Genomic DNA, 25,535 nt, shown 5'->3' on the forward strand with positions numbered 1-25,535 from the left:
GGGCGGGTTACCTGATCCGGCGGACCAGGTAACCCGTTCCCCGCTCCGCCCGCTCCTCGCCCACGTACTCCTGCCCCCGCATCTCGCACCACGCCGGGATGTCCAGGCGGGCCGCCTCGTCGTCGGAGAGGACGCGGACCGTGCCGCCGACGGGGACGTCGCCGATGACCTTGGCCAGCTCGATCACCGGAACGGGGCAACGCCGGCCGATCGCGTCCACGACGAGGTCGGCCCCCGCCTCCCGTGCGGGCTCCGCCCCCGTCGGCGCCCCCAGCTTCTCGCGCACCGCGGCCACCGTGCCCGGCAGCACCTCCAGGAACCGCTCGACGTCCTCGGCGGGCGTCCCCGACGGCAGCGACACCCGGACGTTGCCCTCGCTGAGCACGCCCATCGCCTTCAGGACGTGGCTCGGCGTCAGGGTGCTGCTCGTGCAGGACGAGCCGGACGAGACCGAGAAACCCGCGCGGTCCAGCTCGTGCAGCAACGTCTCCCCGTCGACATAGAGACACGAGAAGGTGACGACACCGGGCAGCCGGCGCACCGGATCGCCGACCACCTCCACGTCCGGCACCAGCGCCGGCACCCGCGCCCGGATCCGCTCCGTCAGCTCCCGCAGCCGGGCCGCCTCCTCGGCCGCCTCGGCCCGCACCGCCCGCAGGGACGCCGCCGCGGCCACGATCGCCGGGAGGTTCTCGAAACCGGGTGCCCGGCCCGACTCCCGCTCGTCCCCGGGCCCTTGCGGCGCGAACCGGACACCCTTGCGCACCACGAGCAGCCCCACTCCCGGGGGCCCGCCCCACTTGTGGGCACTCGCCGTGAGCAGCGACCAGTCGCCGGGCACCCGTCCCCAGCCCAGCGACTGGGCCGCGTCCACCAGCAGCGGCACCCCCGCCGCCCGGCAGGCCTCCGCCACCCGGGCCACCGGCTGTTCGGTGCCCACCTCGTGGTTGGCCGACTGGAGGCAGGCCAGCGCGGTGCCGGCGTCCAGGGCCGCCGCGTACGCCGACGGGTCCACCGCCCCCGTCCGGTCCACGGGGACCCGGGTGACGGTCCCGCCGTTCCGCTCGTGCGTCTCGGCCGCATGCAGCACGGAGGAGTGTTCGACCGCTGACACGATCAGGTGGTGTCCGACGCGCCGCCGCCCCGCCAGCGCTCCGGCTACACCCGAATGGACCGCCCGTGTCCCCGAAGGGGTGAACACCAACTCGTCCGCCCGGCACCCCACCGCCTCGGCCGCCGCCTCCCGGGCCGCGTCGAGCAGCAGGCGCGCCCGGCGCCCTTCCCGGTACAGCCGCGCGGGATCGGCCCACCCCTCGTCGAGCGAGGCCGACAGGGCCTGCCGGGCGACGGGATGGAGGGGGGCAGCGGAAGCAGCATCGAAGTAGGCCACAGGTCAACGCTATGACGCCCGGTGCCGGAGCGCCCCGAGGGGGCGCGGGGGGGCCGTGACACGTGCGGCTCCACCGCGCGGGCGCGACGAACCACGACGCACCGTCAGCCGCCGAACAACCGCAGCTCCCACCACCGCAGGCCCCCGACCCACCCTCGAAGAGTGACCCCCGGCGCGTATGCCACCCTCCCCGCGACCCCCCGGAGGGCGTCGGCTAGGGTTTGGTCCGCATAAACATCAAACCCCTGCCCGACGCAGGGCGGCGACCGACCAGCGAGAAGGCCGCAGCCGAACAGCGCGGGCGAGACTCTCGGGAAGGCGCTACGTGAGTCCCAACGGCTCCGACCGCTCGCCGCGGCGCCCGATGCGGCGGAAGCTGCTGCAGGCACTGACCGCGGGCCTGGTCCTGGCGACCGCCACCGGTTGCACATACAAGGACTTCCCCCGCCTTGGCATGCCCACCCCGACCACGGAAGAGGCTCCGCGGATCCTCTCCCTGTGGCAGGGCTCCTGGGCTGCCGCGCTCGCCGTCGGCGTGCTGGTGTGGGGCCTGATCCTGTGGTGTGCATTCTTCTACCGGCGCAGCCGCACCAAGGTCGAAGTTCCTCCGCAGACCAGGTACAACATGCCCATCGAGGCGCTGTACACCATGGTTCCGCTCATCATCGTCTCGGTGCTGTTCTACTTCACCGCCCGTGACGAGTCCGAGCTCCTGAGCCTGAAGAAGAAGCCCGACGTCACGGTGAACGTGGTCGGCTTCCAGTGGAGCTGGTGCTTCAACCACATCGAGGACGTCGCCGGTTCCAACGGTGACGCCAAGACCTCCAAGGAACTGGCCGCCATCCCGGACCGGTACAAGGAGGACTTCCCGGCGAACGCCGGCGGTGTCTACGACTGCGGTGTCCCCGGAACCCGGAACCCGCAGAACAACAACCCGGGCCCGACCCTCTGGCTTCCCAAGGGCAAGACGGTCCGCTTCGTGCTGACCTCGCGCGACGTCATCCACTCGTTCTGGGTGGTGCCGTTCCTGATGAAGCAGGACGTCATCCCGGGCCACACCAACGCCTTCGAGGTGACCCCCAACAAGGAGGGCACCTTCAAGGGCAAGTGCGCCGAGCTGTGCGGCGTGGACCACTCCCGGATGCTGTTCAACGTGAAGGTCGTCTCCCCCGAGCGCTATGAGCAGCACCTCAAGGACCTCGTGAAGAAGGGGCAGACCGGTTACGTTCCCGCCGGCATCGAGCAGGCGGGTCACGAGAAGAACCGGGAGTCGAACATCCTGTGAGCATCCTCAACGAACCCCAGGGTGCCGCGGCAGGGTCCCACTATGAGGACGAGCTGCCGGTCCGGCGCCAGAGGCGTGGTGAAGTGGTCGTCAAGTGGCTGACCACCACGGACCACAAGACGATCGGTACCTTGTACCTGGTCACGTCGTTCGCGTTCTTCTGCATCGGCGGTGTGCTGGCGCTCGTCATGCGCGCCGAGCTGGCCCGCCCGGGTCTGCAGATCATGTCGAACGAGCAGTTCAACCAGGCGTTCACGATGCACGGCACGATCATGCTGCTGATGTTCGCGACGCCGCTGTTCTCCGGCTTCGCGAACTGGATCATGCCGCTCCAGATCGGTGCGCCGGACGTGGCCTTCCCCCGGCTGAACATGTTCGCCTACTGGCTCTACCTGTTCGGCTCGCTGATGGCGGTGGGCGGCTTCCTCACCCCGCAGGGCGCGGCCGACTTCGGCTGGTTCGCCTACTCGCCGCTGTCCGACGCGGTGCACTCGCCGGGCATCGGCGGTGACCTGTGGATCATGGGTCTGGCCTTCTCCGGCTTCGGCACCATCCTCGGCTCGGTCAACTTCATCACCACGATCATCTGCATGCGTGCCCCCGGCATGACCATGTTCCGCATGCCGATCTTCACCTGGAACGTCCTGCTCACCGGTGTGCTGGTCCTGCTGGCCTTCCCGGTGCTGGCCGCGGCGCTGTTCGCCCTGGAGGCGGACCGCAAGTTCGGTGCGCACGTCTTCGACCCGGCCAACGGCGGAGCGCTGCTGTGGCAGCACCTGTTCTGGTTCTTCGGGCACCCAGAGGTGTACATCATCGCGCTGCCGTTCTTCGGCATCGTCAGTGAGATCATCCCGGTCTTCAGCCGCCGCCCGATGTTCGGTTACATGAACCTGATCGCGGCCACCATCGCGATCGCGGGTCTGTCGGTGACGGTGTGGGCGCACCACATGTACGTGACCGGCGGAGTGCTGCTGCCGTTCTTCTCGTTCATGACGTTCCTGATCGCGGTCCCGACCGGCGTGAAGATCTTCAACTGGATCGGCACCATGTGGAAGGGCTCCCTGTCCTTCGAGACGCCGATGCTGTGGACGATCGGCTTCCTGATCACCTTCACCTTCGGTGGTCTGACCGGTGTCATCCTGGCCTCGCCGCCGATGGACTTCCACGTCTCCGACTCGTACTTCGTGGTGGCGCACTTCCACTACGTGGTCTTCGGCACCGTGGTGTTCGCGATGTTCGCCGGCTTCCACTTCTGGTGGCCGAAGTTCACCGGCAAGCTGCTGGACGAGCGCCTGGGCAAGATCACCTTCTGGACGCTGTTCGCCGGCTTCCACGGCACCTTCCTGGTCCAGCACTGGCTGGGCGCCGAGGGCATGCCGCGTCGCTACGCCGACTACCTGGAGGCCGACGGCTTCACCGCGCTGAACACGTTCTCGACGATCGCCTCGTTCCTGCTCGGCATGTCGATCCTGCCGTTCTTCTACAACATCTGGAAGACGGCCAAGTACGGCAAGCCGGTCGGCGTGGACGACCCGTGGGGCTACGGCCGCTCGCTGGAGTGGGCGACCTCCTGCCCGCCGCCGCGGCACAACTTCCTCACCCTGCCGCGCATCCGCAGCGAGGCCCCGGCGTTCGACCTGCACCACCCGGAGATCGCCGCGCTCGACCAGCTCGAGAACGTCGGTCACGGTGAAAAGACCCTCGCTGGCAGCAAGGAGGCCGGCAAGTGAAGATCCAGGGCAAGATTTTCCTCTGGCTGAGCCTCTTCATCCTCGCCGTGGCGGTCACGTACGGCGTGTGGTCGAAGGAGCCGGCCGGTGCCACGGCCCTCTTCCTGGCCTTCGCCCTGTGCCTCATGATCGGCTTCTACCTGGCCTTCACGGCCAAGCGGGTGGACGTCGGGGCGCAGGACAACAAGGAAGCGGACGTCGCCGACGACGCCGGCGAGGTCGGGTTCTTCAGCCCGCACAGCTGGCAGCCGCTGGCCCTCGGCATCGGCGGAGCCCTCGCCTTCCTGGGCGTGGCCGTCGGCTGGTGGGTCATGTACTTCTCGCTGCCGGTCATCCTGATCGGCCTGTGGGGCTGGGTCTTCGAGTACTACCGCGGTGAGAACCGCACCCAGTGACACGCGGTGACCCCGCAGGGGCCCGGACACTCCGTCAGGAGCGTCCGGGCCCCTGCGCGTGCGCCCGCCTCACTCGTCCGGGCTACCCGCCGTGCCGCCCCTGACGTCGCTCCCTAGCGTGAAGCCATGAGCAATACGGTTCACTTCCAGGCGCGGGGGCGTACGGTCGTCGGCTGCACCCTGCTGGTGATCGCTCTCGGCGCGAGCGTCACCGCCTGCACGGGCGGGGGCGCCGACCCGCTGTCGGCCGCGCCCTACGACGCGGCCGGCCAGATCTCCTTCAACGGCCCCACGGACGCCGGGAAGAAGGCCGACCCGGACAAACCCCTGGAGGTCGTCGCCGAGGGCGCCGACGGGCGCATCACGGACGTGACGGCCGTGGACGCCACGGGCCGCTACGTGGCGGGCGAACTCTCCGCCGACGGCACCCGCTGGCACAGCACCTCGCCGCTGGCCGCGAGCGTCCGCTACACGGTGCGCGTGAGCACCGAGGACGGCGACGGCGCACCCGGCCGCAAGGTCCTCACCTTCGAGACGGGCGAGCGCGCCGCCAGGAAGACCCTGGACGTCTCCTTCGGGCCCAGGGCGGGCGCGTACGGCGTCGGCCAGCCCATCACGGCGGAACTGAGCCGGCCGGTCGCGGACAAGGCCCAGCGGGCCGTGGTGGAGCGCGCCCTGACGGTGCGGTCGACGCCCGCGGTGCAGGGCGCCTGGTACTGGGTGGACGACAAGACGCTCCACTACCGGCCCCGGGAGTACTGGCCCGCCCACGCCACCATCCAGGTCCGCGGCAACCTCGACGGCGTCAGGATCGGCGACGGGCTGTGGGGCGGCAGGGCCGCGCCCCTGGAGATCACCACGGACGACAGCGTCGTCGCCGTCACCGACGCCGCAGCGCACACCCTGACGGTCTACCGGGACGGCAAGGAGGTCCGGCGGGTCCCCGTCACCACGGGCAAGCCCGGCTTCGAGACCCGCAACGGCGTCAAGGTCGTGCTGGGCAGGGAACCCTTCGTACGCATGCGCAGCAGCACCGTCGGCATCGCCGAGGGCTCGTCGGAGGCGTACGACCTGCCGGTGTACTGGGCCACGCGGGTCACCTGGAGCGGCGAGTACGTGCACGCCGCACCCTGGTCCGTCGGCTCCCAGGGCTCCGCCAACGTCAGCCACGGCTGCGTCGGCATGAGCACCGAGAACGCCAAGTGGTTCTTCGGCGAGGTCCAGGAGGGCGACATCGTCCAGGTGATCAACTCCGGCGGCAAGACCATGGAGTCCTTCAACAACGGCTTCGGCGACTGGAACCTGGACTGGGCCGAGTGGCGCCGGGGCAGCGCCCTCACGGGCGGCACCGACACCGCGAACTCGCAGGAGGCGGCACGGCTGCGGCCGACGGTCGTGTGAGCGCCGCGCAGGGGGCGGGGCCCCGCGCCCGCGGTCGGGCCGCGTCCCGCCCCCGAACGACAGGCCCCTAGACGCCCTGCAGCCTCTTCTGCCGCAGCAGGGAGGCCAGCGCGCCCGCGAACTCCACCGGTTCCACCGGTGACGCCACAGCGGCCTCCGCGCGGCTCCAGGTGGCCAGCCAGGCGTCCTGCGGCCGGGCGATGAGCAGCAGCACCGGCGGGCAGTGGAAGACCTCGTCCTTGATCTGCCGGCACAGGCCCATGCCGCCCATGGGCACGGCCTCGCCGTCCAGGACGCAGACGTCGATCCCGCCCTTGTCCAGCTCCCTGATGACGGCGGCCGGCGTCGCGCACTCCACGAACTCGACCACGGGCACGTCCGGAGCCGGGCGGCGACCCGTCGCGAGCCGCACCTGTTCGCGGGTGTTGGAGTCGTCGCTGTAGACCAGCACCGTGGCGGTCGCCTGCATGCTTCCTCCGATACGCGGTGGAGACTGTCGTGCCCGTTGCGGCGGATGCTACTCCCTCGGGCAGCCCGTCAACACTGGTTCGGACACGGCTTCGACGGACCGTTCGATGGGCCATACGGGCACTACGGAAGGGGTGAACACACCGAACGGCACCCCCCGGGGTGAGGGCGGGATAAGCGACCGACATAATGTCGGTCGTGGCGACAGCAACGACAGTAGAAACCGGGCACGCGCACCCGTCGGTCAACCGGCCGAACCTCACCAGCGTCGGAACCATCATCTGGTTGAGTTCCGAGCTGATGTTCTTCGCGGCCCTCTTCGCGATGTACTTCACCCTGCGATCGGTGACCGGCCCGGACTTCTGGTCCGAGAAGGCCGAAGCGCTGAACTTCCCGTTCTCCGCGACGAACACCACGATCCTGGTGCTCTCCTCCCTCACCTGCCAGCTCGGCGTGTTCGCGGCCGAGCGCGGTGACGTGAAGAAGCTCCGGATGTGGTTCATCGTCACCTTCGTGATGGGTGCGATCTTCATCGGCGGTCAGGTGTTCGAGTACACCGAGCTGGTCAAGCACGAGGGCCTCTCGCTCTCGTCGGACCCGTACGGTTCGGTGTTCTACCTGACCACCGGCTTCCACGGACTGCACGTGACGGGCGGCCTCATCGCCTTCCTGCTGGTCCTCGGCCGCACCTACGCGGCCCGGAGGTTCACCCACGAGCAGGCGACCGCGGCCATCGTCGTGTCCTACTACTGGCACTTCGTCGATGTCGTCTGGATCGGCCTCTTCGCCACGATCTACATGATCAAGTAGTCGCGGCACGCACCCGCGCAATACCAGAAGCATCGACGCAGAAGATCCTGACACCGGGGTAATCCGTGAAAAAGCTCTCCGCACGACGACGCCATCCGCTGGCGGCGCTCGTCGTCCTACTCCTCGCGCTGGCATGCACCGGGGGGCTGTACGCCGCGTTCGCGCCCGCGAGCAAGGCGCAGGCCGATGAATCCGCCCAGTCCCTCGCCATCGACGAGGGCAAGAAGCTCTACGCCGTCGGCTGCGCCAGCTGCCACGGCACCGGGGGTCAGGGCACCACCGACGGCCCGAGCCTGGTCGGCGTCGGTGCCGCCGCCGTCGACTTCCAGGTGGGCACCGGTCGTATGCCGGCCCAGCAGCCCGGCGCGCAGGTCCCGAAGAAGAAGGTGATCTACTCCCAGGCCGAGATCGACCAGCTGGCGGCCTACGTCGCCTCGCTGGGCGCCGGCCCGGCCATCCCGTCGGACGAGAAGTACGGCCCCGAGGGCGCGGACACCGCCAAGGGCGGTGAGCTGTTCCGCACCAACTGCGCCCAGTGCCACAACTTCACCGGCAAGGGTGGCGCGCTGACCCACGGCAAGTACGCGCCCAGCCTCGAGGATGTCGACCCGAAGCACATCTACGAGGCCATGCAGACCGGCCCGCAGAACATGCCCTCCTTCCCCGACACCACGCTGTCGGAGCAGAACAAGAAGGACATCATCGCCTACCTGAACGCGGTCAACGGTGACGAGACCGTCAGCCCCGGCGGTCTGTCGCTGGGCGGCCTCGGGCCGGTCAGCGAGGGCCTCTTCGGCTGGATCTTCGGCCTCGGTGCCTGCATCGCCGTCGCCGTGTGGGTCGCCGCCCGGACCGCAAAGGCCAAGAAGTCATGAGTAGCCAAGACATTCCAGAAGAGAACCTGCCGGCTGAGCAGGGCACCACGCACGGTGCGGTGAAGGTCGCGGACGAGGACCACCCGTTCGCCGACCCGGGGCTGCCGCCCCACGAGCACCGGATCCAGGACATCGACGAGCGGGCCGCCAAGCGGTCCGAGCGCGCGGTCGCGTTCCTGTTCACCTTGTCGATGCTGGCCACCATCGGCTTCATCGCCTCCTTCGTGACCATCCCGCACGACAAGTCGATCTACATCTTCCCGATCGGGCACATGAACGCGATGAACTTCGCGCTCGGCCTGACGCTGGGTGTGGCGCTGTTCACGATCGGCGCGGGCGCCGTCCACTGGGCGCGCACCCTGATGTCCGACGAGGAGGTCGCCGACGAGCGTCACCCGATCGAGGCGCCCCCCGAGATCCGTGCCAAGGTCCACGCGGACTTCAAGCAGGGTGCCAAGGAGTCCGCGATCGGCCGGCGCAAGCTGATCCGCAACACGATGCTGGGCGCGCTCACGCTGGTGCCGCTCTCCGGCGTCGTCCTGCTGCGCGACCTCGGCCCGCTGCCCGGCACCAAGCTCCGCCACACCCTGTGGTCCAAGGGCAAGCTGCTCGTCAACATGAACACGAACGAGCCGATGCGTCCCTCCGACGTCATGGTCGGCTCGCTCACCTTCGCCAAGCCCGAGGGCCTGGAGGAGCACGACGAGGAGTTCCAGAACGAGATCGCCAAGGCCGCCCTGATGATCGTCCGGATCCAGCCGGAGGACATCAAGGACAAGCGCGAGCTCGAGTGGTCGCACGAGGGCATCGTCGCGTACTCGAAGATCTGCACCCACGTGGGCTGCCCGATCTCCCTGTACGAGCAGCAGACGCACCACGTGCTGTGCCCCTGCCACCAGTCCACCTTCGACCTGTCCGACGGTGCCCGAGTGATCTTCGGTCCCGCCGGTCACGCCCTGCCGCAGCTGCGCATCGGCGTGAACGACGAGGGCTACCTCGAGGCGCTCGGCGACTTCGAAGAGCCCGTCGGTCCTGCATTCTGGGAGCGCGGATGAGCACGACAGCGACCAACACGTCCCGCTCACGCGGGAAGGCCCCGGCCGGCGAACGCGTCGCCGACTGGGCCGACGGCCGGCTCGGGATCTACTCCCTGGCCAAGGCCAACATGCGCAAGATCTTCCCCGACCACTGGTCGTTCATGCTCGGCGAAGTGTGCTTGTACAGCTTCATCGTCATCATCCTCACGGGTGTGTACCTGACGCTGTTCTTCCACCCGTCGATGAACGAGGTCACGTACCACGGTTCGTACGTGCCGCTGCAGGGCCAGCTGATGAGCGAGGCGTACGCCTCGACGCTGGACATCAGCTTCGACATCCGGGGCGGTCTGCTCATCCGGCAGATCCACCACTGGGCGGCGATCATCTTCCTCGCCGGCATGTTCGTGCACATGATGCGCGTCTTCTTCACCGGCGCGTTCCGCAAGCCGCGCGAGATCAACTGGCTGTTCGGCTTCCTGCTGTTCGTCCTGGGCATGTTCACCGGTTTCACCGGCTACTCGCTCCCGGACGACCTGCTCTCCGGCACCGGTGTCCGCTTCACGCAGGGCGCGATCCTGTCCGTGCCGATCGTCGGCACGTACATCTCGATGTTCCTGTTCGGCGGGGAGTTCCCCGGCCACGACTTCGTGGCCCGGTTCTACTCGATCCACATCCTGCTGCTGCCGGGCATCATGCTCGGTCTGGTGGTGGGCCACCTGATCCTGGTCTTCTACCACAAGCACACGCAGTTCGCGGGCCCCGGCAAGACCAACAACAACGTGGTCGGCATGCCGCTGCTGCCGGTGTACATGGCGAAGGCCGGAGGCTTCTTCTTCCTGGTCTTCGGTGTGATCGCGGCGGTCGCCGGCATCGCGTCGGTCAACCCGATCTGGAGCATCGGCCCCTACCGGCCCGACCAGGTGTCGACCGGAGCCCAGCCCGACTGGTACATGGGCTTCGCCGAGGGTCTCGTCCGCGCCATGCCCGGCTGGGAGATCCGCTTCTGGGGTCACACGCTGGTCCTGGGCGTGTTCGTCCCGCTGGTGCTCTTCGGCGTCTTCCTCGCGGCCATCGCCCTCTACCCGTTCATCGAGTCGTGGGTGACCGGCGACAAGCGCGAGCACCACATCCTGGACCGGCCGCGCAACGCCCCGACCCGTACGGCCCTCGGCGTCGCCTGGGTCACGGCGTACATCATCATGCTGATCGGCGGTGGCAACGACATCGTCGCCACGCACTTCCGCCTGTCGATCAACGCGGTCACCTGGTTCGTCCGGATCGGCTTCTTCGTCGGCCCGGTCCTCGCCTTCGTGATCACCAAGCGGATCTGCCTCGGCCTCCAGCGCCGCGACAAGGACAAGGTGCTGCACGGACGCGAGTCCGGCATCATCAAGCGCCTGCCGCACGGTGAGTTCATCGAGGTCCACGAGCCGCTCAGCCAGGGCGCGCTGCACACCCTCACGTCGCACGAGCAGTACAAGCCGGCCGAGATCGGGCCGACGGTCGACGAGAACGGTGTCGAGCGCAAGGTGCCGGGCTCGGAGAAGCTCCGCGCCAAGCTCAGCAAGGCGTACTACGGCGAGGGGTCGCAGATCCCGAAGCCGACCGTCGAGGAGTACAAGGAGATCACGAGCGGCCACGGCCACCACTGACCTCCAGCGTCGCCACACCACGGTCGAAGGGCCCCGTCCGGTCTGCGGACGGGGCCCTTCGCCGTGCCCGGAGGCTGGATAGGGTGGGGACAGCACCCCCCTTTCCACGACACACACGATCAGGAGCGGCTCATGAGCGCTGTGACCCCCGCTGGAGGCGACAACGCGGCGGGCCGCTCCTGGCCCGCCCTGCTGAACGGACTGCTGGACGGCCGCGACCTGTCCGTCGACGACACCGCCTGGGCGATGGACCTGATCATGCGCGGCGAGGCGACCGACGTGCAGATCGCGGGCTTCGCGACGGCGCTGCGGGCCAAGGGCGAGACCGTCGACGAGATCTCCGGCTGCGTGCGCTCGATGTACGAGCACGCGCACGTCATCGAGGTGCCCGGCGAGACCGTCGACATCGTCGGCACCGGCGGCGACGGCGCCCGGACCGTCAACATCTCCACCATGTCGGCCGTCGTCATCGCCGGCACCGGAGCGAAGGTCGTCAAGCACGGCAGCCGCGCCGCCTCCTCCGCGTCCGGCGCGTCCGACGTGCTGGAGAAGCTCGGGGTCAATCTGGAACTGACGCCGAAGCGGGTGGCCGAGGTCGCCGAGGAGGCCGGGATCACCTTCTGCTTCGCGGTCAAGTTCCACCCCGCGCTGCGCCACGTGGCGACCGCGCGCGGCCAGCTGGGCGTGCGGACCGTGTTCAACTTCCTCGGGCCGCTGACCAATCCGGCGAAGGTGAAGGCCCAGGCGGTCGGTGTCGCCGACCCCCGGATGGCCCCGATCATCGCCGGGGTGTTCGCCGAGCGCGGCAACTCCTCCCTGGTGTTCCGCGGCGACGACGGCCTCGACGAGCTGACCACGACCTCCACCTCCCGGGTCTGGGTCGTCCGGGACGGCACGGTGACCGAGGAGGCCTTCGACCCGCGGGACGTCGGCCTCGAACTGGTGCCGGTCGAGGCACTGCGCGGCGCCGACGCCTCGTACAACGCCGACGTCGCCCGCCGTCTGCTGGCCGGTGAACCCGGCCCCGTCCGGGACGCGGTGCTGCTGAACTCCGCGGCGGCCCTGGTGGCCCTGGAGCCGAGCGACGGTCCGCTGACCGAGCGGATCCGGGCCGGCATGGAACGGGCCGCCGAATCCATCGACTCCGGCGCGGCCAGGCGGACCCTGGAGCGCTGGGTGGCCGCCAGCAACGCGTAGGGCGCCGCCCCGGACGGTGACGTCCGTCCCGCGATCCGGACTCGGGTTGCGGGGCGGCGATCACTTCACGTACGTTCCCTTCCAGGTCATGAGTGACAGTCACGAGGCCCCGGCCGACTGTCCGGCAACCCTCCGTCCGTGGCGGGGTGCCCCGGGTGAGGACCAGGCCGTGGACAGCAGGGTCCACGGCAAGCGCGGACCCCTCGCACGCTTTCCGAGAGTGTGGGTCCAGGGGTCCTGGGTCGTTCGAGGGAGCCTCTCCGTGAATCAGCGAATGCGATAGGGCCGCAGAGCCCCGCCTCCGCATCCCCTTCTCCTTTCCGTCCCACGCTCGAGCCGTGCGCGCTCGCGTGGCGACGCCCCCTGCCTTCACGGGAGTACCCCATGTCCGTCTCCGCCGTCTCCGCCGACCAGTCCCTCCGCGCCCCGCTGCCCGTCCTGGGCCGGGACGTCACCGTTCCGCTCGTCACCGGCGGCGAGGTCGCCTACGCCGCGCTCGACTACGCCGCCAGCGCGCCGGCGCTCCAGCGGGTCTGGGACGACGTCGCCGCCTACGCCCCGTACTACGGCAGCGTGCACCGCGGCGCCGGGTACCTGTCGCAGCTGTCGACCGACCTGTTCGAGAACGCCCGGAAGACCGTCGCCGAGTTCCTCGGCTGCCGGGACGCCGACCAGGTGGTGTTCACCCGCTCCACCACCGACTCCCTGAACCTGCTCGCCGCCGCCCTCCCGGCCGGCTGCCGGGTCTTCGTCTTCGAGACCGAGCACCACGCCTCGCTGCTGCCGTGGCGCAACGCGGACGTCACCTTCCTCGACGCCCCGGGCAGCCCCGCCGAGGCCGTCGAGACGCTGGAGCGCGCGCTGGCCGCCCGCGAGCCGTACGGACCCGCCCTGGTCTGCGTCACCGGCGCCTCCAACGTCACCGGCGAGCTGTGGCCGGTGCGCGAGCTGGCCGCCGCCGCGCACGCGCACGGTGCCCGGATCGTGCTGGACGCCGCCCAGCTCGCCCCCCACCACCCCGTCGACGTCCGTGACCTGGACGTCGACTGGGTCGCCTTCTCCGGGCACAAGCTGTACGCCCCCTTCGGCTCCGGCGTCCTCGCGGGCCGGGCCGACTGGCTGCGCGAGGCGGAGCCGTACCTCGCGGGCGGCGGGGCCAGCCGCAGCGTCAGCCGGCGCGCGGACGGCGGCGTGGACGTGCAGTGGCACGACGGCGCCGCCCGCCACGAGGCCGGGTCGCCCAACGTCATCGGCGCCCACGCCGTCGCCTCCGCCTGCAGGGCGCTCACCGAGGCCGGGTTCGACACGCTGGTCGCCCGCGAGCAGCACCTGGTCCGGAAGGTGCGGGAGGGCCTCGCCGAGGTGCCCGAGGTGCGGATCCTCTCCCTCTTCGGGGACGACGCGCCGCGGGTCGGGGTGCTCTCCTTCGTCGTCGAGGGCTGGAACAGCTCCCACTTCGCCGCCGCCCTCTCCGCCGAGTACGGCATCGGCGTGCGCGACGGCCTGTTCTGCGCCCACCCGCTGGTGCGCACCCTGCTCGGCGGCGACCCGCAGACGCAGGGCGAGTGTGGCGCCCCCGAGGCGGCGCCGGGGGAGAAGTCCCTCAACGCCGTCCGGGTCAGCTTCGGCGCGGGCACCCCGGACGAGCACGTCGAGCGGTTCGTGAACGCCGTCAGGGAGCTGGTGAGCGACGGTGCCCGCTGGAGCTACCGCACCGAGGACGGACGCTGCGTACCGGACACGTCCGGCGCCGCCGCCTGAGCCCGTGTACCCGGCCCCGGGTGCCGACGTGCTCCGAACGGCGGGCCCTAGTTGTCCAGGCCGATGGCGAAGGCCGCCTCCAGGTCGTGCTGCGAGTACGTGCGGAACGCCACGTGCGTGTCCGTGCCCTCCACGCCCGGGATCTTGCTGATCCGGCCGGGGATGACCTCCGCCAGGTCCTCGTGCTGGTTGACCCGCACCATCGCGATCAGGTCGTAGGTGCCGGTGACGGAGAAGACCTCGCTGACGTTCTCCAGCGAGGCGATCTGCTCCGCGATCTCGGGGATCCGGTCCACGCTGGTCTTGATGAGGACGATCGCGCTGATCACGGCTGGTTCTCTCCCTCGGGGGCCGTCGCTGGAACGTCCCCAACTGTAGTCCCACCGCCGAACCGCACCCAGGCGAAGACGAAGCCCAGCCCGAAGCCCACCAGGTGCGCGAGGTAGGCCACCCCCGGCCCGTCGCCGGCCCGCCCCGCCGCCGTCCACTGCAGGGACGCCCAGAACGGCAGCACCACCCACGCGGGCAGGCGCAGCGGCAGGAAGAGGAGGAAGGGCAGGAGGCTGGTCACCCGGGCCCGGGGGAACAGGAAGAGGAACGCGCCGAGGACCGCGGAGATCGCCCCCGAGGCCCCGACCAGGGACTCCTGGGAGTGGGCGTTGGCCCCCGCGTAGCCCAGCAGCGCCAGGTAGCCGCAGCCGAGGTAGAACAGCAGGAACTGGAGCCGGCCCATCCGCGCCTCGGTCATCGCGCCGAAGACGTGGAGGAAGAGCATGTTGCCGAGCAGGTGCACCCAGCTGCCGTGGACGAACAGCGCCGTCGCGGGGGTGAGGGCGGCCCCGGGGGAGTCCTCGAACAGTTCTGCGGGGATCACGCCCCAGCGGTGGAACCAGGCGCGCTGCGCGGCGAGCAGTTCCTCCCCGGAGCCGTAGGCCGGATCGAGGCCCGACGCCGGGCTGAACAGGAACAGCGCGCAGCACAGGATGATCAGCGCGTACGTCACCGGTGCCGTGCGCTTCCGCGGGGTGCGGGCCGTGCCGAGCTTCCTGATCTTCCCGAGGGCCGCCGTGCTCCAGTTGCGGATCATGGACACAGAGCATGGCGCAACCGGACGCAACCGCCCATACCGCCTCGCCGCCGTGGACGCGCGGGCGGCGGGTACCCGCCAGGCCGTAGGGTTACGAGCCATACGCGCCGGGGAGACCGGTGCGTCACGGACACTGGATAGAGAGGCGAACAGCCACGATGACGGTTCCCCTGCCGACCGACACGACGCGGTGGCGCTGCACCCTCTGCGGCAACCTCACCCGGTTCGACGTGACCCGCGCCTCGAAGGTCGTCGAGTACGTGCACCTCGATCTGGCCGGCGAGCCGTCGGTCGAGGAGCGCGAGGTGCTCAGTGAGACCATCGAGTCGGTGCGGTGCCGCTGGTGCAACGCCGTGGACCAGGTGGAACTGGTGGACAGGCCGGGCGCCGGCTCCTGACGGGAGCGGGCTTCGCGGACCCGTGGTCCGTACCGGGACCGGGCACAGGCAGGCGCAGACAGCAGAGGCATTGGGGTGACGGATGGTGGAGACACACGGCGGGGGGCCGGGCGACGGCGCCGCTGAGGTGCTCGACCGCCCGCTGCCCGACGGAGTGCGCCGCAGGGTCGTGCAGATCGTGTCCGACGGCTTCGGTTCGCTCACCCTCGGCGAACTGCCCGCACAGCTGAGGCAGTACGCCCGTTTCGCCCCCAACCGCCGGGCCAAGTTCGCCGGCAACGCCATGGCCGCCGCCGTGGAGGCCGACCCCCTGTTCCGGCAGCGGATCGGCGAGAAGCTCAGGCAGGCCCAGCCGGAGCTGGCCGGCGCCCTCGACTCCGGCTCCCCGCCCCCGGCCGCGGACCCCCTCGACGTGGCGGCCGCGGCCTACGTGCTGCGCCCGCACGGCTGGGTGAAGCTGGTGACCGCCGCCGGCGAGGAGGCGCAGCGCGCGGACGCCGAGCGCGCCGACGAGGAGAGCCGCGCGGAGCTGGAGCGGCTGCGCGCGGAGCTGGCCCGGACCCGGGAGCACGCCAGGGCCGAGACGGAGCGGCTGCGCGGCGAGCTGGACGCGGCGAAGAAGGAGGCCGACGCGCTGCACCGCAAGCTGCGCTCCGCCCTCAGCGACGTCAAGCGCGGCGAGGCGGCCCTGCGCAAGGTGCGGGACGAGATAGACACCGTCCGTGGGGAGGCGAACGCCCAGGTGTCCGCCGCCGAGAGCGAGAGCCGGCGGCTCAAGGCCCGCCTCGGCGAGGCGGAGACCGCCCTGGAGGCCACCCGCAGGGCGGCCCGCGAAGGACGCAGTGTCGAGGACATGCGCGTACGGCTGCTCCTCGACACGCTGCTGGACGCCACGCAGGGGCTGCGCCGGGAGCTCGCGCTCCCCCCGGTGTCCGTGCGGCCCGCCCAGACGGTGGAGGCGGTCGAGCCCGGCCGGATGACCCCGAAGGACATCGCCGCCCGCGCCCTGTCCGAGCACGACCCCGCCATCCTCGACCAGTTGCTCGCGCTGCCCCAGGCGCATCTGGTCGTCGACGGCTACAACGTCACCAAGACCGGCTATCCGCAGATGCCGCTGGAGAAGCAGCGGTTGCGCCTGCTCGGTCAGCTCTCCCAGCTCGCCGCGCAGACCGGCGCCGAGACGACCTGCGTCTTCGACGGGGCCGAACTGGCGGCGCCGGTGCTGCTGGCACCCCCGCGCGGGGTGCGTGTGCTGTTCTCCAAACCCGGAGTCACCGCCGACGAGTTGATCCGCCAGCTGGTGCGGGCCGAGCCGCCGGGCCGACCGGTCATCGTCGTCTCCACCGACCGCGAGGTCGCCGACGGGGTGGCGAAGGCGGGGGCGCGGCCGGTGGCCTCGGTGGTCCTCCTCAAGCGGTTCTCGCACGGCTGACCCCTGGGTCGTATGTCCCCGGAGCGCCGTCCGCCCCAAGCGCACCGTACGGGCCGCTTGCCCGAATTGAGGACCGTTCGGCGCGACGCTCGGTCAAGGGTGGTTCACCACACGTGAGTTCACGGCAAAATATGCCTCTCCGGTCTCACTATTTTCACCTGAGGATTTGAACTCATCACGACTTGGTCACTAGGGTCTGGCTTCGAACCCGCCCGTGCCATCGAACCCGCGATCGGGTGATCCCCCTCTAGAAGGAGCTCGACTCCGTGGCGTCCCACCGTCGTCCCAAGCAGCCGAGCCGCACGCGTGTGACCGTGCTCACCACCGCAGCGGCAGCCGCAGTCGCTCTCAGCTCGCAGGCGGCCAACGCCGCACCGACCGAGAAGCCGAGCAAGGACGAGGTCAAAGCCAAGGTCGACAAGCTCTACGAGGAGGCCGAGCAGGCCACCGAGAAGTACAACGGGGCCAAGGAGAAGCAGGAGAAGCTCCAGAAGGAGATCTCCACCATCCAGGACAACGTCGCCCGCGGCCAGGAAGAGCTCAACGAGCTGCGCGACGGCCTCGGTTCGATGGCCAGCGCCCAGTACCGCTCCGGCGGCATCGACCCCTCCCTCCAGCTCTTCCTGTCCGCCGACCCGGACGACTACCTGGACAAGGCCTCCACGCTCGACCAGCTCAGCGGTCAGCAGGTCGAGGCGCTGAAGAAGATCCAGGAGAAGCAGCGCGACCTCGCCCAGCAGCGCGCCGAGGCCTCCAAGAAGCTCAAGGACCTCTCCGCCACCCGCACCGAACTGGGCAGGAAGAAGAAGGAGGTCCAGGGCAAGCTCTCCTCGGCCCAGAAGCTCCTCAACACGCTCACCGCCGACGAGAAGGCCGCCCTCGACGCCGAGCAGGAGCGCTCCACCCGCAGCAGCGAGCGCCAGGCCCTGTCCGGCCCCGCGGTCTCCGCCTCCGGCCGGGCCGGCGCGGCGTTCTCCGCGGCCCAGGGCAAGATCGGCACCCCGTACGTCTACGGCGCCACCGGTCCCTCCTCCTTCGACTGCTCGGGCCTGACCTCCTGGGCCTACGCCCAGGCCGGCGTCGACATCCCCCGCACCTCCGAGGCCCAGGCCAACTACGGCACCCGCATCAGCTCCATGAGCGACCTGCAGGTCGGCGACCTCGTCTTCTTCTTCAACGACCTGCACCACGTCGGCCTCTACGCCGGCAACGGCCAGGTCCTGCACGCGCCGCGCACCGGCACGGTCGTCCGCTACGAGTCGATGAGCACCATCGGCGGCCCGTTCATGTGGGGCGTCCGCGTCTGATCCCTGTTTCAGGGAACTTCCGGAAACACCCTGGCCGTGCCGTCCGTTCGGGCGAATCACGGCACGGCGTTCCGGCCCCCCGCCCCGCCGGTGACCTGCGTCAGCGGCGGGGCGTCGTGTCGCGCACCCTCCCCGGGCCGTTGGCCGCCGCCCCGCCGCGGGGCTACTGTCTGCCGCGTTTCCCGTCCGCCAGCGGAAGGAGTGCGGCTTCCCGTGGGGTCCCATCGCCGCCTTGCACCGTCCGGGCTCGATCGCGGCGCCACCGCCGCCGTCGGCCTCCTCTCCGTCGCCACCGCCGTCCTGGGCGCCGTACCGGCGGCCGTGGCCGCGCCGCACGACGGCACACGTGCCGAGGTGGACCGCCTCCACACGGAGGCCGAGAAGGCGACCGAGGCCTACAACGAGGCCGACGAGCGCACCGACGCCCTGCGCGAGGAGATCGGCGCCGCGCAGGACGAGATCGCCCGCAAGCAGGAGCGGATCAACACCCTGCGGGACGGGCTCGGCTCGCTCGCCGGGGCCCAGTACCGCTCGGGCGGCGTCGACCCGTCCCTCGTCCTGCTGCTCTCCGCCGATCCGGACGACTACCTCGACAAGGCCTCCGTGCTCGACCGGATCAGCACCCACGAGGCCGGCGAACTCAGGGAGCTCCAGGGGGTCCTGCGCGAGATCGCCCAGGACCGTGCCGAGGCCGCGCGCAAGCTCGCCGAGCTGGAGCAGGGCCGCAAGGCGGCCGCCGCCCACAAGAGGACCGTCGAGCGCAAGCTCGCCGAGGCCCGGCGGCTGCTCGCCACCCTCCCGGCCGGCGAACGAGCCGCCTACGGCCGTGCCTCCCGCTCCGGTCGCCCCGACCTGACCGCCCCCGGCGGCGCCGTACCCGCCTCCGGACGGGCGGCGGCCGCCTTCGCCGCCGCCCGCTCCGCGCTCGGCAGGCCCTACGTCTGGGGCGCCAACGGCCCCTCGGGCTTCGACTGCTCGGGCCTGACCCAGTGGGCGTACGCCCAGGCCGGGGTCGGCCTGCCGCGCACCTCGCAGGCGCAGCGGTACGCGGGCCGGCGGATCCCGCTCTCCCAGGCGCGGCCCGGGGACCTGGTCGCCTACCGGGACGACGCCAGCCACATCGGCATGTACGCCGGCAACGGCCAGGTGATCCACGCGCCCCACCCCGGCGCCCCGGTGCGCTACGACCCGGTCGGCATGATGCCGGTCTCCTCGGTCACCCGGGTCTGACCCCGCCGAACCCCGGCCCCAGCGGCCCGGCGCCCGTACGATCGGAGAGATGGCTGGTCGAAGGCGGGTGCCGGGTTCCTCGGTGGTGGCGTTGTGCCTGCTGCTGGTCTCCCTCGTGGCCTGCGGCGGCCGGACCGCCGCCGACCCCGTCCGGGCCGAGGTGCAGCGGGTCCTGGACCGGCGCGCGGCGGCCGTCCTCGCCCACGACCGGGCCGCCTGGGCCCGCACCGGCGCCGGGACCGCCCTCGGCAACCTGAGCGCGGTGCCGCTGGCCGCCTGGTCGTACCGCGTCACCGGTGCGCACCGCACCGGTGACACCGTCACCGCCGACGTGGACCTCGGCTACCGCATCGCGGGCTACGACCGGGGCGCCGTCACGACCGCCCGCACCGTGCGGCTGAGCCGGGAGGAGGACGGACGGTGGTCCGTCGACTCCGACCGGCCCGCGAAGCGGTCCGGCCAGCAGCCGTGGGACCAGGGCCCGGTGCAGGTGGTGCGGGGCGCGCACAGCCTCGTCCTCGGCGTCGGGCAGTCCACCGGGGCGCTGCGCGGCTACGCGGACCTCGCCGACCGCGCCGTGCCGGCCGTGTCCGACGCCTGGGACGGCGACTGGGCCCGCCGGATCGTCGTCCTGGTGCCCCGGTCGCTGGAGGGGATGGCGGGGCTCCTCGGCTCGCCCGCCTCCTCCTACCGGGGCATCGCGGCGGTCACCACCGGCGAGACGGGCGGCCGGGAGCTCGCGCCCGCGGACCGGATCATCGTCAACCCCGACGCGTACGGGCTGCTCGGCGGCCTCGGCCGACAGGTCGTGCTCACCCACGAGACCACCCACGTCGCCACCCGTGCCCACACCACCGCCGCCACGCCGCTGTGGCTGTCCGAGGGCTACGCCGACTGGGTCGGCTACCGCGCCGACGAGCGGGAACCGGCCCGGGCCGCATCCGAACTGGCCCGCGCGGTGTCCGAGGGCCGGGTGCCCGACGGCCTGCCCACGGACGAGGACTTCGGCTTCACCGGCGAGGCGGACGAACTCGCCCGCGCCTACGAGGGCGGCTGGCTGGCCTGCCGGATGATCGCCGACCGGTGGGGCGAGGACCGGCTGGACGCCTTCTACCGGGCCGTGGGCGCCCACGACGGGCGCGCGGGGGCGGTCGAGGACGCGCTGCGGGACGTGCTCGGCACGACCCGGGACGCGTTCACGGCGCGGTGGCGGGAGTACCTGCGCGAGCAGCTCGGCTGAGCGGGGTACGGCCGCCGGACGGTCAGCGCGGGACCGGCGCCTCGTCGGCGCGGGCCGGGCGCGGCGGCACGGGGGCGCTGCCGCGGCGCGGCACCGTGTCGCGCCACAGGGCGCGGGCCGCGACGAGGGCGGCGGCCACCAGCAGGCCGTTGCGGACGAACAGCAGCGTGACGCCGAGCGTGTCGCTCGCCACCACATGGCCGAACCAGATCGGGAACTCCAGCACCGTCACCAGGGTCGCCGCCAGTACCAGCGCCACCGGCACCCGCATCCGGCCGGCCCGGAAGCACCCGCACACCGCCCCGACACCGACCAGCCACACCATGTACTGAGGGCTGATCACCCGGCTGGTGGCCGTGAACACCAGCACCGCCACGAAGGCCGCGTCCGCCGCCGTGTGCGCCTCGAACCGGGACGCCGCCACCCGCCACAGCAGCAGCCAGCCGAACGCCACCCCCGTCAGCGCCAGCGCGGCCGTGCTCACCGTCTCCACGTGCGGGCCGAGGAACTCCACGGAGCCGTAGTTGAGCAGCACCTGCCCGTCCCAGCCGTGGTGCCGGGCGACGTGGAAGACCAGGGAGCCCAGCGACTCGACCTCGGTGCCCCGGTCGCGCTGGAACGTCAGGAAGGCGAACGCCCCCGGCATCGCCACCGCGAACAGGGCCGCCAGCCCGGCACCGCTCAGCGCCGCGGCGACCCACATCGCGCGCCGGCGGATCCCCAGGAGGACCAGCACCGGCCACACCTTCAGCAGCGCCCCGAACGCCGCCAGCACCCCCGCCGCCCGCGGGTGCCGGCCGGCGGCGAGCAGCGCGGCCACCGCGACGGCGGTGACCATCACGTCGTAGCGGGCGTACACCGTCGGCCCGAGCAGCGGCACGCCCACCACCCACACCCAGGCGCCCAGCGTCGACCTGCCGGCGCCGGCGCCCCCGTACCGCAGCAGGACCAGGACGGCGAGGTCGGCCGCGCAGGCCAGGACGAAGAAGGCCGTCGGGTAGTCGAGGAAGGGCAGCAGGTCCGGGGAGAGGACCGGGAGGGCGGCGGCGGGCGGGTACTGCCAGGTGACGTCGTCCGACGGAAACGTTCCGCCGGACAGGACGTCGTGCCAGCCCCGGTAGATGACCGACACGTCGCTGGTGACGTCCGGGCCCGGGAAGATCCACACCTTCAGCACGAACAGCAGCAGCATCAGCCGCGTCGCGGCCCAGGCGGCGAGCAGCCCGGCCGTCGGCAACCAGGCCGGGGACCGCCCCGTGTCCGTCGTCTCCACGCCACTCCGCCCGTCCCGCGCCCGTCCGCGCCCGTCCTGCTGGTCGGGGCCATGATGTCCCGAACGCCTGTGTGTGTGCCAGCGGCACGGCCGGGCCGCGCCCCGTACGGCCGGTTCGGTAGGGTCGGCGGCGATGCGCAAGACCTTGATCGTGACGAACGACTTCCCGCCCCGACCCGGCGGCATCCAGGCCTTCCTGCACAACATGGCGCTGCGCCTGGACCCCGAGCGACTGGTCGTCTACGCCTCCACCTGGAAGCGGAGCCGGGAGGGCCTCGAGGCGACCGCCGCCTTCGACGCCGAGCAGCCCTTCACCGTCGTGCGCGACCGCACGACGATGCTGCTGCCGACGCCGGGCGCCACCCGGCGGGCGGTCGGACTGCTGCGCGAGCACGGGTGCACGGCGGTGTGGTTCGGGGCGGCGGCGCCCCTCGGACTGATGGCACCCGCCCTGCGCAGGGCGGGTGCCGAGCGGATCGTCGCCACCACCCACGGCCACGAGGCCGGCTGGGCCCAGCTGCCCGCCGCCCGGCAACTGCTGCGCCGCATCGGGGAGTCGACGGACACGATCACCTACCTCGGCGAGTACACGCGCTCGCGGATAGCGGGCGCGCTGACCCCGCGGGCCGCCGCGCGGATGGTGCAGCTGCCGCCGGGCGTGGACGAGAAGACCTTCCACCCGGGCAGCGGCGGCGACGAGGTGCGGGCCCGGCTCGGGCTGACCGACCGGCCCGTCGTGGTGTGCGTCTCCCGACTGGTGCCGCGCAAGGGCCAGGACACGCTGATCCGGGCCATGCCGCGCGTCCTCGCCGCCCGGCCCGACGCCGTCCTGCTGATCGTCGGCGGCGGCCCCTACGAGAAGGACCTGCGTCGCCTCGCCCGGGACACCGGCGTCGCCGCCTCCGTCCGCTTCACCGGCGCCGTGCCGTGGGCCGAGCTGCCCGCGCACTACGGCGCCGGGGACGTCTTCGCCATGCCGTGCCGCACCCGGCGGGGCGGGCTGGACGTGGAAGGGCTCGGCATCGTCTACCTGGAGGCCTCCGCGACCGGCCTGCCCGTCGTCGCCGGCGACTCCGGCGGCGCCCCGGACGCGGTGCTCGACGGCGAGACGGGCTGGGTCGTGCGGGGCGGCTCCCCCGAGGAGGCCGCCGACCGCGTCGTCACCCTCCTCGCAGACCCGGAGCTGCGCCACCGCATGGGCGAACGGGGCCGCTCCTGGGTCGAGGAGACGTGGCGCTGGGACCTGCTGGCGGAACGCCTGAAGGCGCTGCTCTGACACAGCGTCAGGAGGCGTCGGGGGCCCGGGGGCGGGTCACGCTCCCCGGCCGCACCGAGCCACGGTCACGGACACGGTCGGTTCACGGAGGGTACGAGAGGCATGGCCGAGCGAGGGCCCGAGATCATCGGGCGGGAGATCCTGCGGCTGGACACCATGGTGGAGCGGGACGGACACCGCATGGGCAAGGAACGGCGGAAGCACACGCAGACCCGCCGGGAAGCCCTGGTGTGGGCGCTGCACGTCGTGCTGACGAACGACCCGGCCACGCCTCCCGGCAGTGCCGCGGAGGGTTTCCTGAAGGCCCTCGAGGGCCGGCCGGAGGGCGGCCCGCCGCGCTGAGGAGCGGCGCGGGCGGAGGCACCCCGGGGAGGGCCCCTCGCCCGGCTACTTCGCGTAGATCGCCTCGATCTCGTCCGCGTAGTCCTTCGCCACCACGTTCCGCTTCAGCTTCAGCGACGGCGTCAGGTGCCCCGACTCCTCCGTGAACTGGGCCCCCAGCACACGGAACTTCCGCACCGACTCCGCCTTCGACACCGCCGCGTTGCCGTCGTCGACCGCCGACTGGATCGCGGCGAGCAGGTCCGGGTCCTCCCGCAGCGACGCCACCGTGGAGCCGGCCGGCTTGCCGTGGTCCGCGCACCAGCGGCCGAGGAACTCCTCGTCCACGGTGACCAGCGCCCCCACGAAGGGCCGCCCGTCGCCGACCACCATGCACTCCGCGACCAGCGCGTGCGCCCGGATGCGGTCCTCGATCACGGCCGGGGCGACGTTCTTGCCGCCGGCGGTGACGATGATCTCCTTCTTGCGGCCGGTGATGCGCAGGTAGCCGTCCTCGTCGAGGGTGCCGATGTCACCGGTGTGGAACCAGCCGTCGGCCAGCGCCTCCGCGGTCGCGCCCGGGTTGTTCCAGTACTCCTTGAACAGGTGCTCGCCGTGCAGCAGCACCTCCCCGTCGTCCGCGATGCGCACCACCGAACCGGGCAGCGGCTGGCCGACCGTGCCGATCTTCTGCCGGTCCCAGGGGTTGAAGGCGGTGGCCGCGCAGGACTCGGTCAGGCCGTAGCCCTCCAGGACCGTGAAGCCGATGCCGCGGAAGAAGTGGCCGAGCCGCTCGCCGAGCGGGGCGCCGCCGGAGATGGCGTACTCGCCGCGCCCGCCGAGGACCGTGCGGAGCTTGCTGTAGACGAGCTTGTCGAAGACCTTGTGCTTGATCCTCAGACCGACGGACGGGCCCGACGGGTCGTCCAGCGCCTTGCTGTACGCGATCGCCGTGTCGGCGGCCTTGTCGAAGATCCTGCCCTTGCCGTCGGCCTGCGCCTTGGCGCGCGCCGAGTTGTAGACCTTCTCGAAGACGCGCGGCACGCCCAGGATCAGCGTGGGCCGGAACGCGGCCAGTTCGTCGGTGAGGTTCTTGATGTCCGGGACGCAGCCCAGCTTGATCGGCGCGATCATCGGCGCGACCTGCACGAGGCGGCCGAAGACGTGGGCGAGCGGGAGGAAGAGCAGGACGGAGCACTCGCCCGTGCGGAACAGGGGACGCAGGCGCTCGACGACGTTGCCGCACTCGGCGAAGAAGCTGCGGTGGGTGAGCACGCAGCCCTTGGGACGGCCGGTGGTGCCCGAGGTGTACACGATGGTCGCCGGGTCGTCGGCCTTGGCGATCGAGCTGCGCTCCTCGACCGTCCGGTCCGTGACGTCCTCGCCGAGGCGCTCCAGCTCCTCCACGGCCCCGGCGTCGATCTGCCAGACGTTCTTGAGGGCGGGCAGCTGCTCGCGCACCGACTCCACGGCGGCGGCGTGCCCGGCCGACTCCACGAGGCACGCGGTGGCGCCCGAGTCGCCGAGGATCCACTGCACCTGCTCCGGCGAGCTGGTCTCGTACACCGGCACGGTGATCGCGCCCGCGCTCCAGATCGCGAAGTCCAGCAGGGTCCACTCGTAGCGCGTGCGGGACATCAGGCCGACCCGGTCGCCCGGCTGGACACCGGAGGCGATGAGCCCCTTGGCGGCGGCGTGCACCTCGGCGCGGAAGTCGCGGGCGCTCACGTCCTGCCAGGTGCCGCCCGTCTTGCGGGCGATGACGGCGACATCGGGATGCTGCGCGGCGTTTCTGCGGATGATGTCGGTCAGATTTCCGTCCGCAGGGACCTCGTACAAAGCCGGAAGGCTGAACTCGCGCAAGACTGCTGCTCCTCATAGGGCGCCGGCGCCACGACGTTGTGCGATGCGACGGTGCGGTCCAAGGCTCGGGCAAGTGCTCGTGGACGACACCTGCGTTCCGTTCACAC

At 71.4% G+C, this 25,535-nt stretch carries 23 protein-coding genes and 1 riboswitch; of the genes, 17 read left to right on the top strand and 6 right to left on the bottom strand.

What is annotated here, in order from left to right:
- Positions 1-7 precede the first annotated feature (7 nt).
- On the bottom strand, positions 8-1,390 hold the full coding sequence (locus JHAT_RS09270; protein WP_077797591.1) for a cysteine desulfurase/sulfurtransferase TusA family protein: 1,383 nt from the start codon (positions 1,388-1,390) through the stop codon (positions 8-10).
- Between the two features lie 325 nt (positions 1,391-1,715).
- Between JHAT_RS09270 and coxB the strand changes: the two genes are divergently transcribed.
- The 4 genes from coxB (at position 1,716) to JHAT_RS09290 (ending at position 6,201) form a co-directional block, all read left to right on the top strand.
- Positions 1,716-2,675 (top strand): cytochrome c oxidase subunit II, encoded by a 960-nt coding sequence (coxB, locus tag JHAT_RS09275; protein WP_077797592.1) that lies wholly within the window; start codon positions 1,716-1,718, stop codon positions 2,673-2,675.
- Positions 2,672-4,405 (top strand): cytochrome c oxidase subunit I, encoded by a 1,734-nt coding sequence (gene ctaD / locus JHAT_RS09280; RefSeq protein WP_077797593.1) that lies wholly within the window; start codon positions 2,672-2,674, stop codon positions 4,403-4,405. The genes coxB and ctaD overlap by 4 nt, the downstream gene beginning before the upstream one ends.
- Positions 4,402-4,800, top strand: coding sequence for a cytochrome c oxidase subunit 4 (locus JHAT_RS09285; protein WP_077797594.1), 399 nt, complete (start codon positions 4,402-4,404; stop codon positions 4,798-4,800). The genes ctaD and JHAT_RS09285 overlap by 4 nt, the downstream gene beginning before the upstream one ends.
- Positions 4,801-4,926: 126 nt before the next feature.
- Positions 4,927-6,201 carry an Ig-like domain-containing protein gene (locus JHAT_RS09290; protein WP_077797595.1) on the top strand — a complete coding sequence of 425 codons (1,275 nt, stop codon included), beginning with the start codon at positions 4,927-4,929 and terminating at the stop codon, positions 6,199-6,201.
- A gap of 67 nt (positions 6,202-6,268) precedes the next feature.
- Here the strand turns inward: JHAT_RS09290 and JHAT_RS09295 are convergent, their stop codons facing one another.
- A complete protein-coding gene (locus JHAT_RS09295; protein WP_077797596.1) occupies positions 6,269-6,670 on the bottom strand; it encodes a hypothetical protein in 402 nt (133 codons plus the stop codon).
- Between the two features lie 188 nt (positions 6,671-6,858).
- On the opposite strand from JHAT_RS09295, the gene JHAT_RS09300 reads away from it, so the two are divergent.
- The 6 genes from JHAT_RS09300 to JHAT_RS09325 all read left to right on the top strand — a co-directional run bounded on the left by JHAT_RS09300 (position 6,859) and on the right by JHAT_RS09325 (position 14,001).
- Entirely contained in the window at positions 6,859-7,479 is a 621-nt protein-coding gene (locus JHAT_RS09300; protein WP_077797597.1) for a heme-copper oxidase subunit III, read from the top strand.
- A 65-nt stretch (positions 7,480-7,544) separates the two neighbouring features.
- Positions 7,545-8,354 (top strand): c-type cytochrome, encoded by an 810-nt coding sequence (locus tag JHAT_RS09305; RefSeq protein ID WP_077797598.1) that lies wholly within the window; start codon positions 7,545-7,547, stop codon positions 8,352-8,354.
- Positions 8,351-9,409: a ubiquinol-cytochrome c reductase iron-sulfur subunit gene (locus JHAT_RS09310; protein ID WP_077797599.1), complete on the top strand. Its 1,059-nt coding sequence runs from the start codon at positions 8,351-8,353 to the stop codon at positions 9,407-9,409. The genes JHAT_RS09305 and JHAT_RS09310 overlap by 4 nt, the downstream gene beginning before the upstream one ends.
- Positions 9,406-11,043, top strand: coding sequence for a cytochrome bc complex cytochrome b subunit (locus JHAT_RS09315; RefSeq protein ID WP_077797600.1), 1,638 nt, complete (start codon positions 9,406-9,408; stop codon positions 11,041-11,043). The genes JHAT_RS09310 and JHAT_RS09315 overlap by 4 nt, the downstream gene beginning before the upstream one ends.
- A gap of 132 nt (positions 11,044-11,175) precedes the next feature.
- A complete protein-coding gene (trpD, locus tag JHAT_RS09320; RefSeq protein WP_077797601.1) occupies positions 11,176-12,240 on the top strand; it encodes an anthranilate phosphoribosyltransferase in 1,065 nt (354 codons plus the stop codon).
- An 84-nt stretch (positions 12,241-12,324) separates the two neighbouring features.
- Positions 12,325-12,441: riboswitch (SAM riboswitch) on the top strand.
- Positions 12,442-12,624: 183 nt separating this feature from the next.
- Positions 12,625-14,001 (top strand): aminotransferase class V-fold PLP-dependent enzyme, encoded by a 1,377-nt coding sequence (locus JHAT_RS09325; protein WP_077797602.1) that lies wholly within the window; start codon positions 12,625-12,627, stop codon positions 13,999-14,001.
- 47 nt (positions 14,002-14,048) lie between these two features.
- Here the strand turns inward: JHAT_RS09325 and JHAT_RS09330 are convergent, their stop codons facing one another.
- On the bottom strand, positions 14,049-14,330 hold the full coding sequence (locus JHAT_RS09330; RefSeq protein ID WP_077797603.1) for an Lrp/AsnC family transcriptional regulator: 282 nt from the start codon (positions 14,328-14,330) through the stop codon (positions 14,049-14,051).
- Positions 14,327-15,088 carry a rhomboid family intramembrane serine protease gene (locus JHAT_RS09335; protein WP_077797696.1) on the bottom strand — a complete coding sequence of 254 codons (762 nt, stop codon included), beginning with the start codon at positions 15,086-15,088 and terminating at the stop codon, positions 14,327-14,329. The genes JHAT_RS09330 and JHAT_RS09335 overlap by 4 nt, the downstream gene beginning before the upstream one ends.
- Before the next feature lie 158 nt (positions 15,089-15,246).
- On the opposite strand from JHAT_RS09335, the gene JHAT_RS09340 reads away from it, so the two are divergent.
- The 5 genes from JHAT_RS09340 (at position 15,247) to JHAT_RS09360 (ending at position 20,695) form a co-directional block, all read left to right on the top strand.
- On the top strand, positions 15,247-15,486 hold the full coding sequence (locus tag JHAT_RS09340; protein WP_077797604.1) for a hypothetical protein: 240 nt from the start codon (positions 15,247-15,249) through the stop codon (positions 15,484-15,486).
- 82 nt (positions 15,487-15,568) lie between these two features.
- Entirely contained in the window at positions 15,569-16,918 is a 1,350-nt protein-coding gene (locus JHAT_RS09345; RefSeq protein ID WP_077797605.1) for an NYN domain-containing protein, read from the top strand.
- Between the two features lie 266 nt (positions 16,919-17,184).
- Entirely contained in the window at positions 17,185-18,225 is a 1,041-nt protein-coding gene (locus JHAT_RS09350) for a C40 family peptidase (protein ID WP_077797606.1), read from the top strand.
- 213 nt (positions 18,226-18,438) lie between these two features.
- Complete coding sequence (locus tag JHAT_RS09355) at positions 18,439-19,455, top strand: NlpC/P60 family protein (RefSeq protein ID WP_077797607.1); 1,017 nt, start codon at positions 18,439-18,441, stop codon at positions 19,453-19,455.
- Positions 19,456-19,504: 49 nt separating this feature from the next.
- Positions 19,505-20,695, top strand: coding sequence for a hypothetical protein (locus JHAT_RS09360; RefSeq protein ID WP_171990812.1), 1,191 nt, complete (start codon positions 19,505-19,507; stop codon positions 20,693-20,695).
- A gap of 22 nt (positions 20,696-20,717) precedes the next feature.
- Here the strand turns inward: JHAT_RS09360 and JHAT_RS09365 are convergent, their stop codons facing one another.
- Positions 20,718-21,968: a glycosyltransferase 87 family protein gene (locus JHAT_RS09365; protein ID WP_375603556.1), complete on the bottom strand. Its 1,251-nt coding sequence runs from the start codon at positions 21,966-21,968 to the stop codon at positions 20,718-20,720.
- 133 nt (positions 21,969-22,101) lie between these two features.
- Here JHAT_RS09365 and JHAT_RS09370 point away from each other — a divergent pair, with 133 nt between their 5' ends.
- A complete protein-coding gene (locus JHAT_RS09370) occupies positions 22,102-23,244 on the top strand; it encodes a glycosyltransferase family 4 protein (RefSeq protein WP_077797608.1) in 1,143 nt (380 codons plus the stop codon).
- A gap of 102 nt (positions 23,245-23,346) precedes the next feature.
- The gene (locus JHAT_RS09375) at positions 23,347-23,586 is read left to right on the top strand and encodes a hypothetical protein (RefSeq protein WP_077797609.1); all 240 of its coding nucleotides are present in this window, start codon (positions 23,347-23,349) and stop codon (positions 23,584-23,586) included.
- 45 nt (positions 23,587-23,631) lie between these two features.
- Here the strand turns inward: JHAT_RS09375 and JHAT_RS09380 are convergent, their stop codons facing one another.
- Positions 23,632-25,428 (bottom strand): long-chain fatty acid--CoA ligase, encoded by a 1,797-nt coding sequence (locus JHAT_RS09380; RefSeq protein WP_077797610.1) that lies wholly within the window; start codon positions 25,426-25,428, stop codon positions 23,632-23,634.
- Positions 25,429-25,535: the final 107 nt, after the last annotated feature.

Origin of the sequence: Streptomyces sp. JHA26, from assembly GCF_002005565.1 — a bacterium.
Lineage (GTDB): Bacteria > Actinomycetota > Actinomycetes > Streptomycetales > Streptomycetaceae > Streptomyces.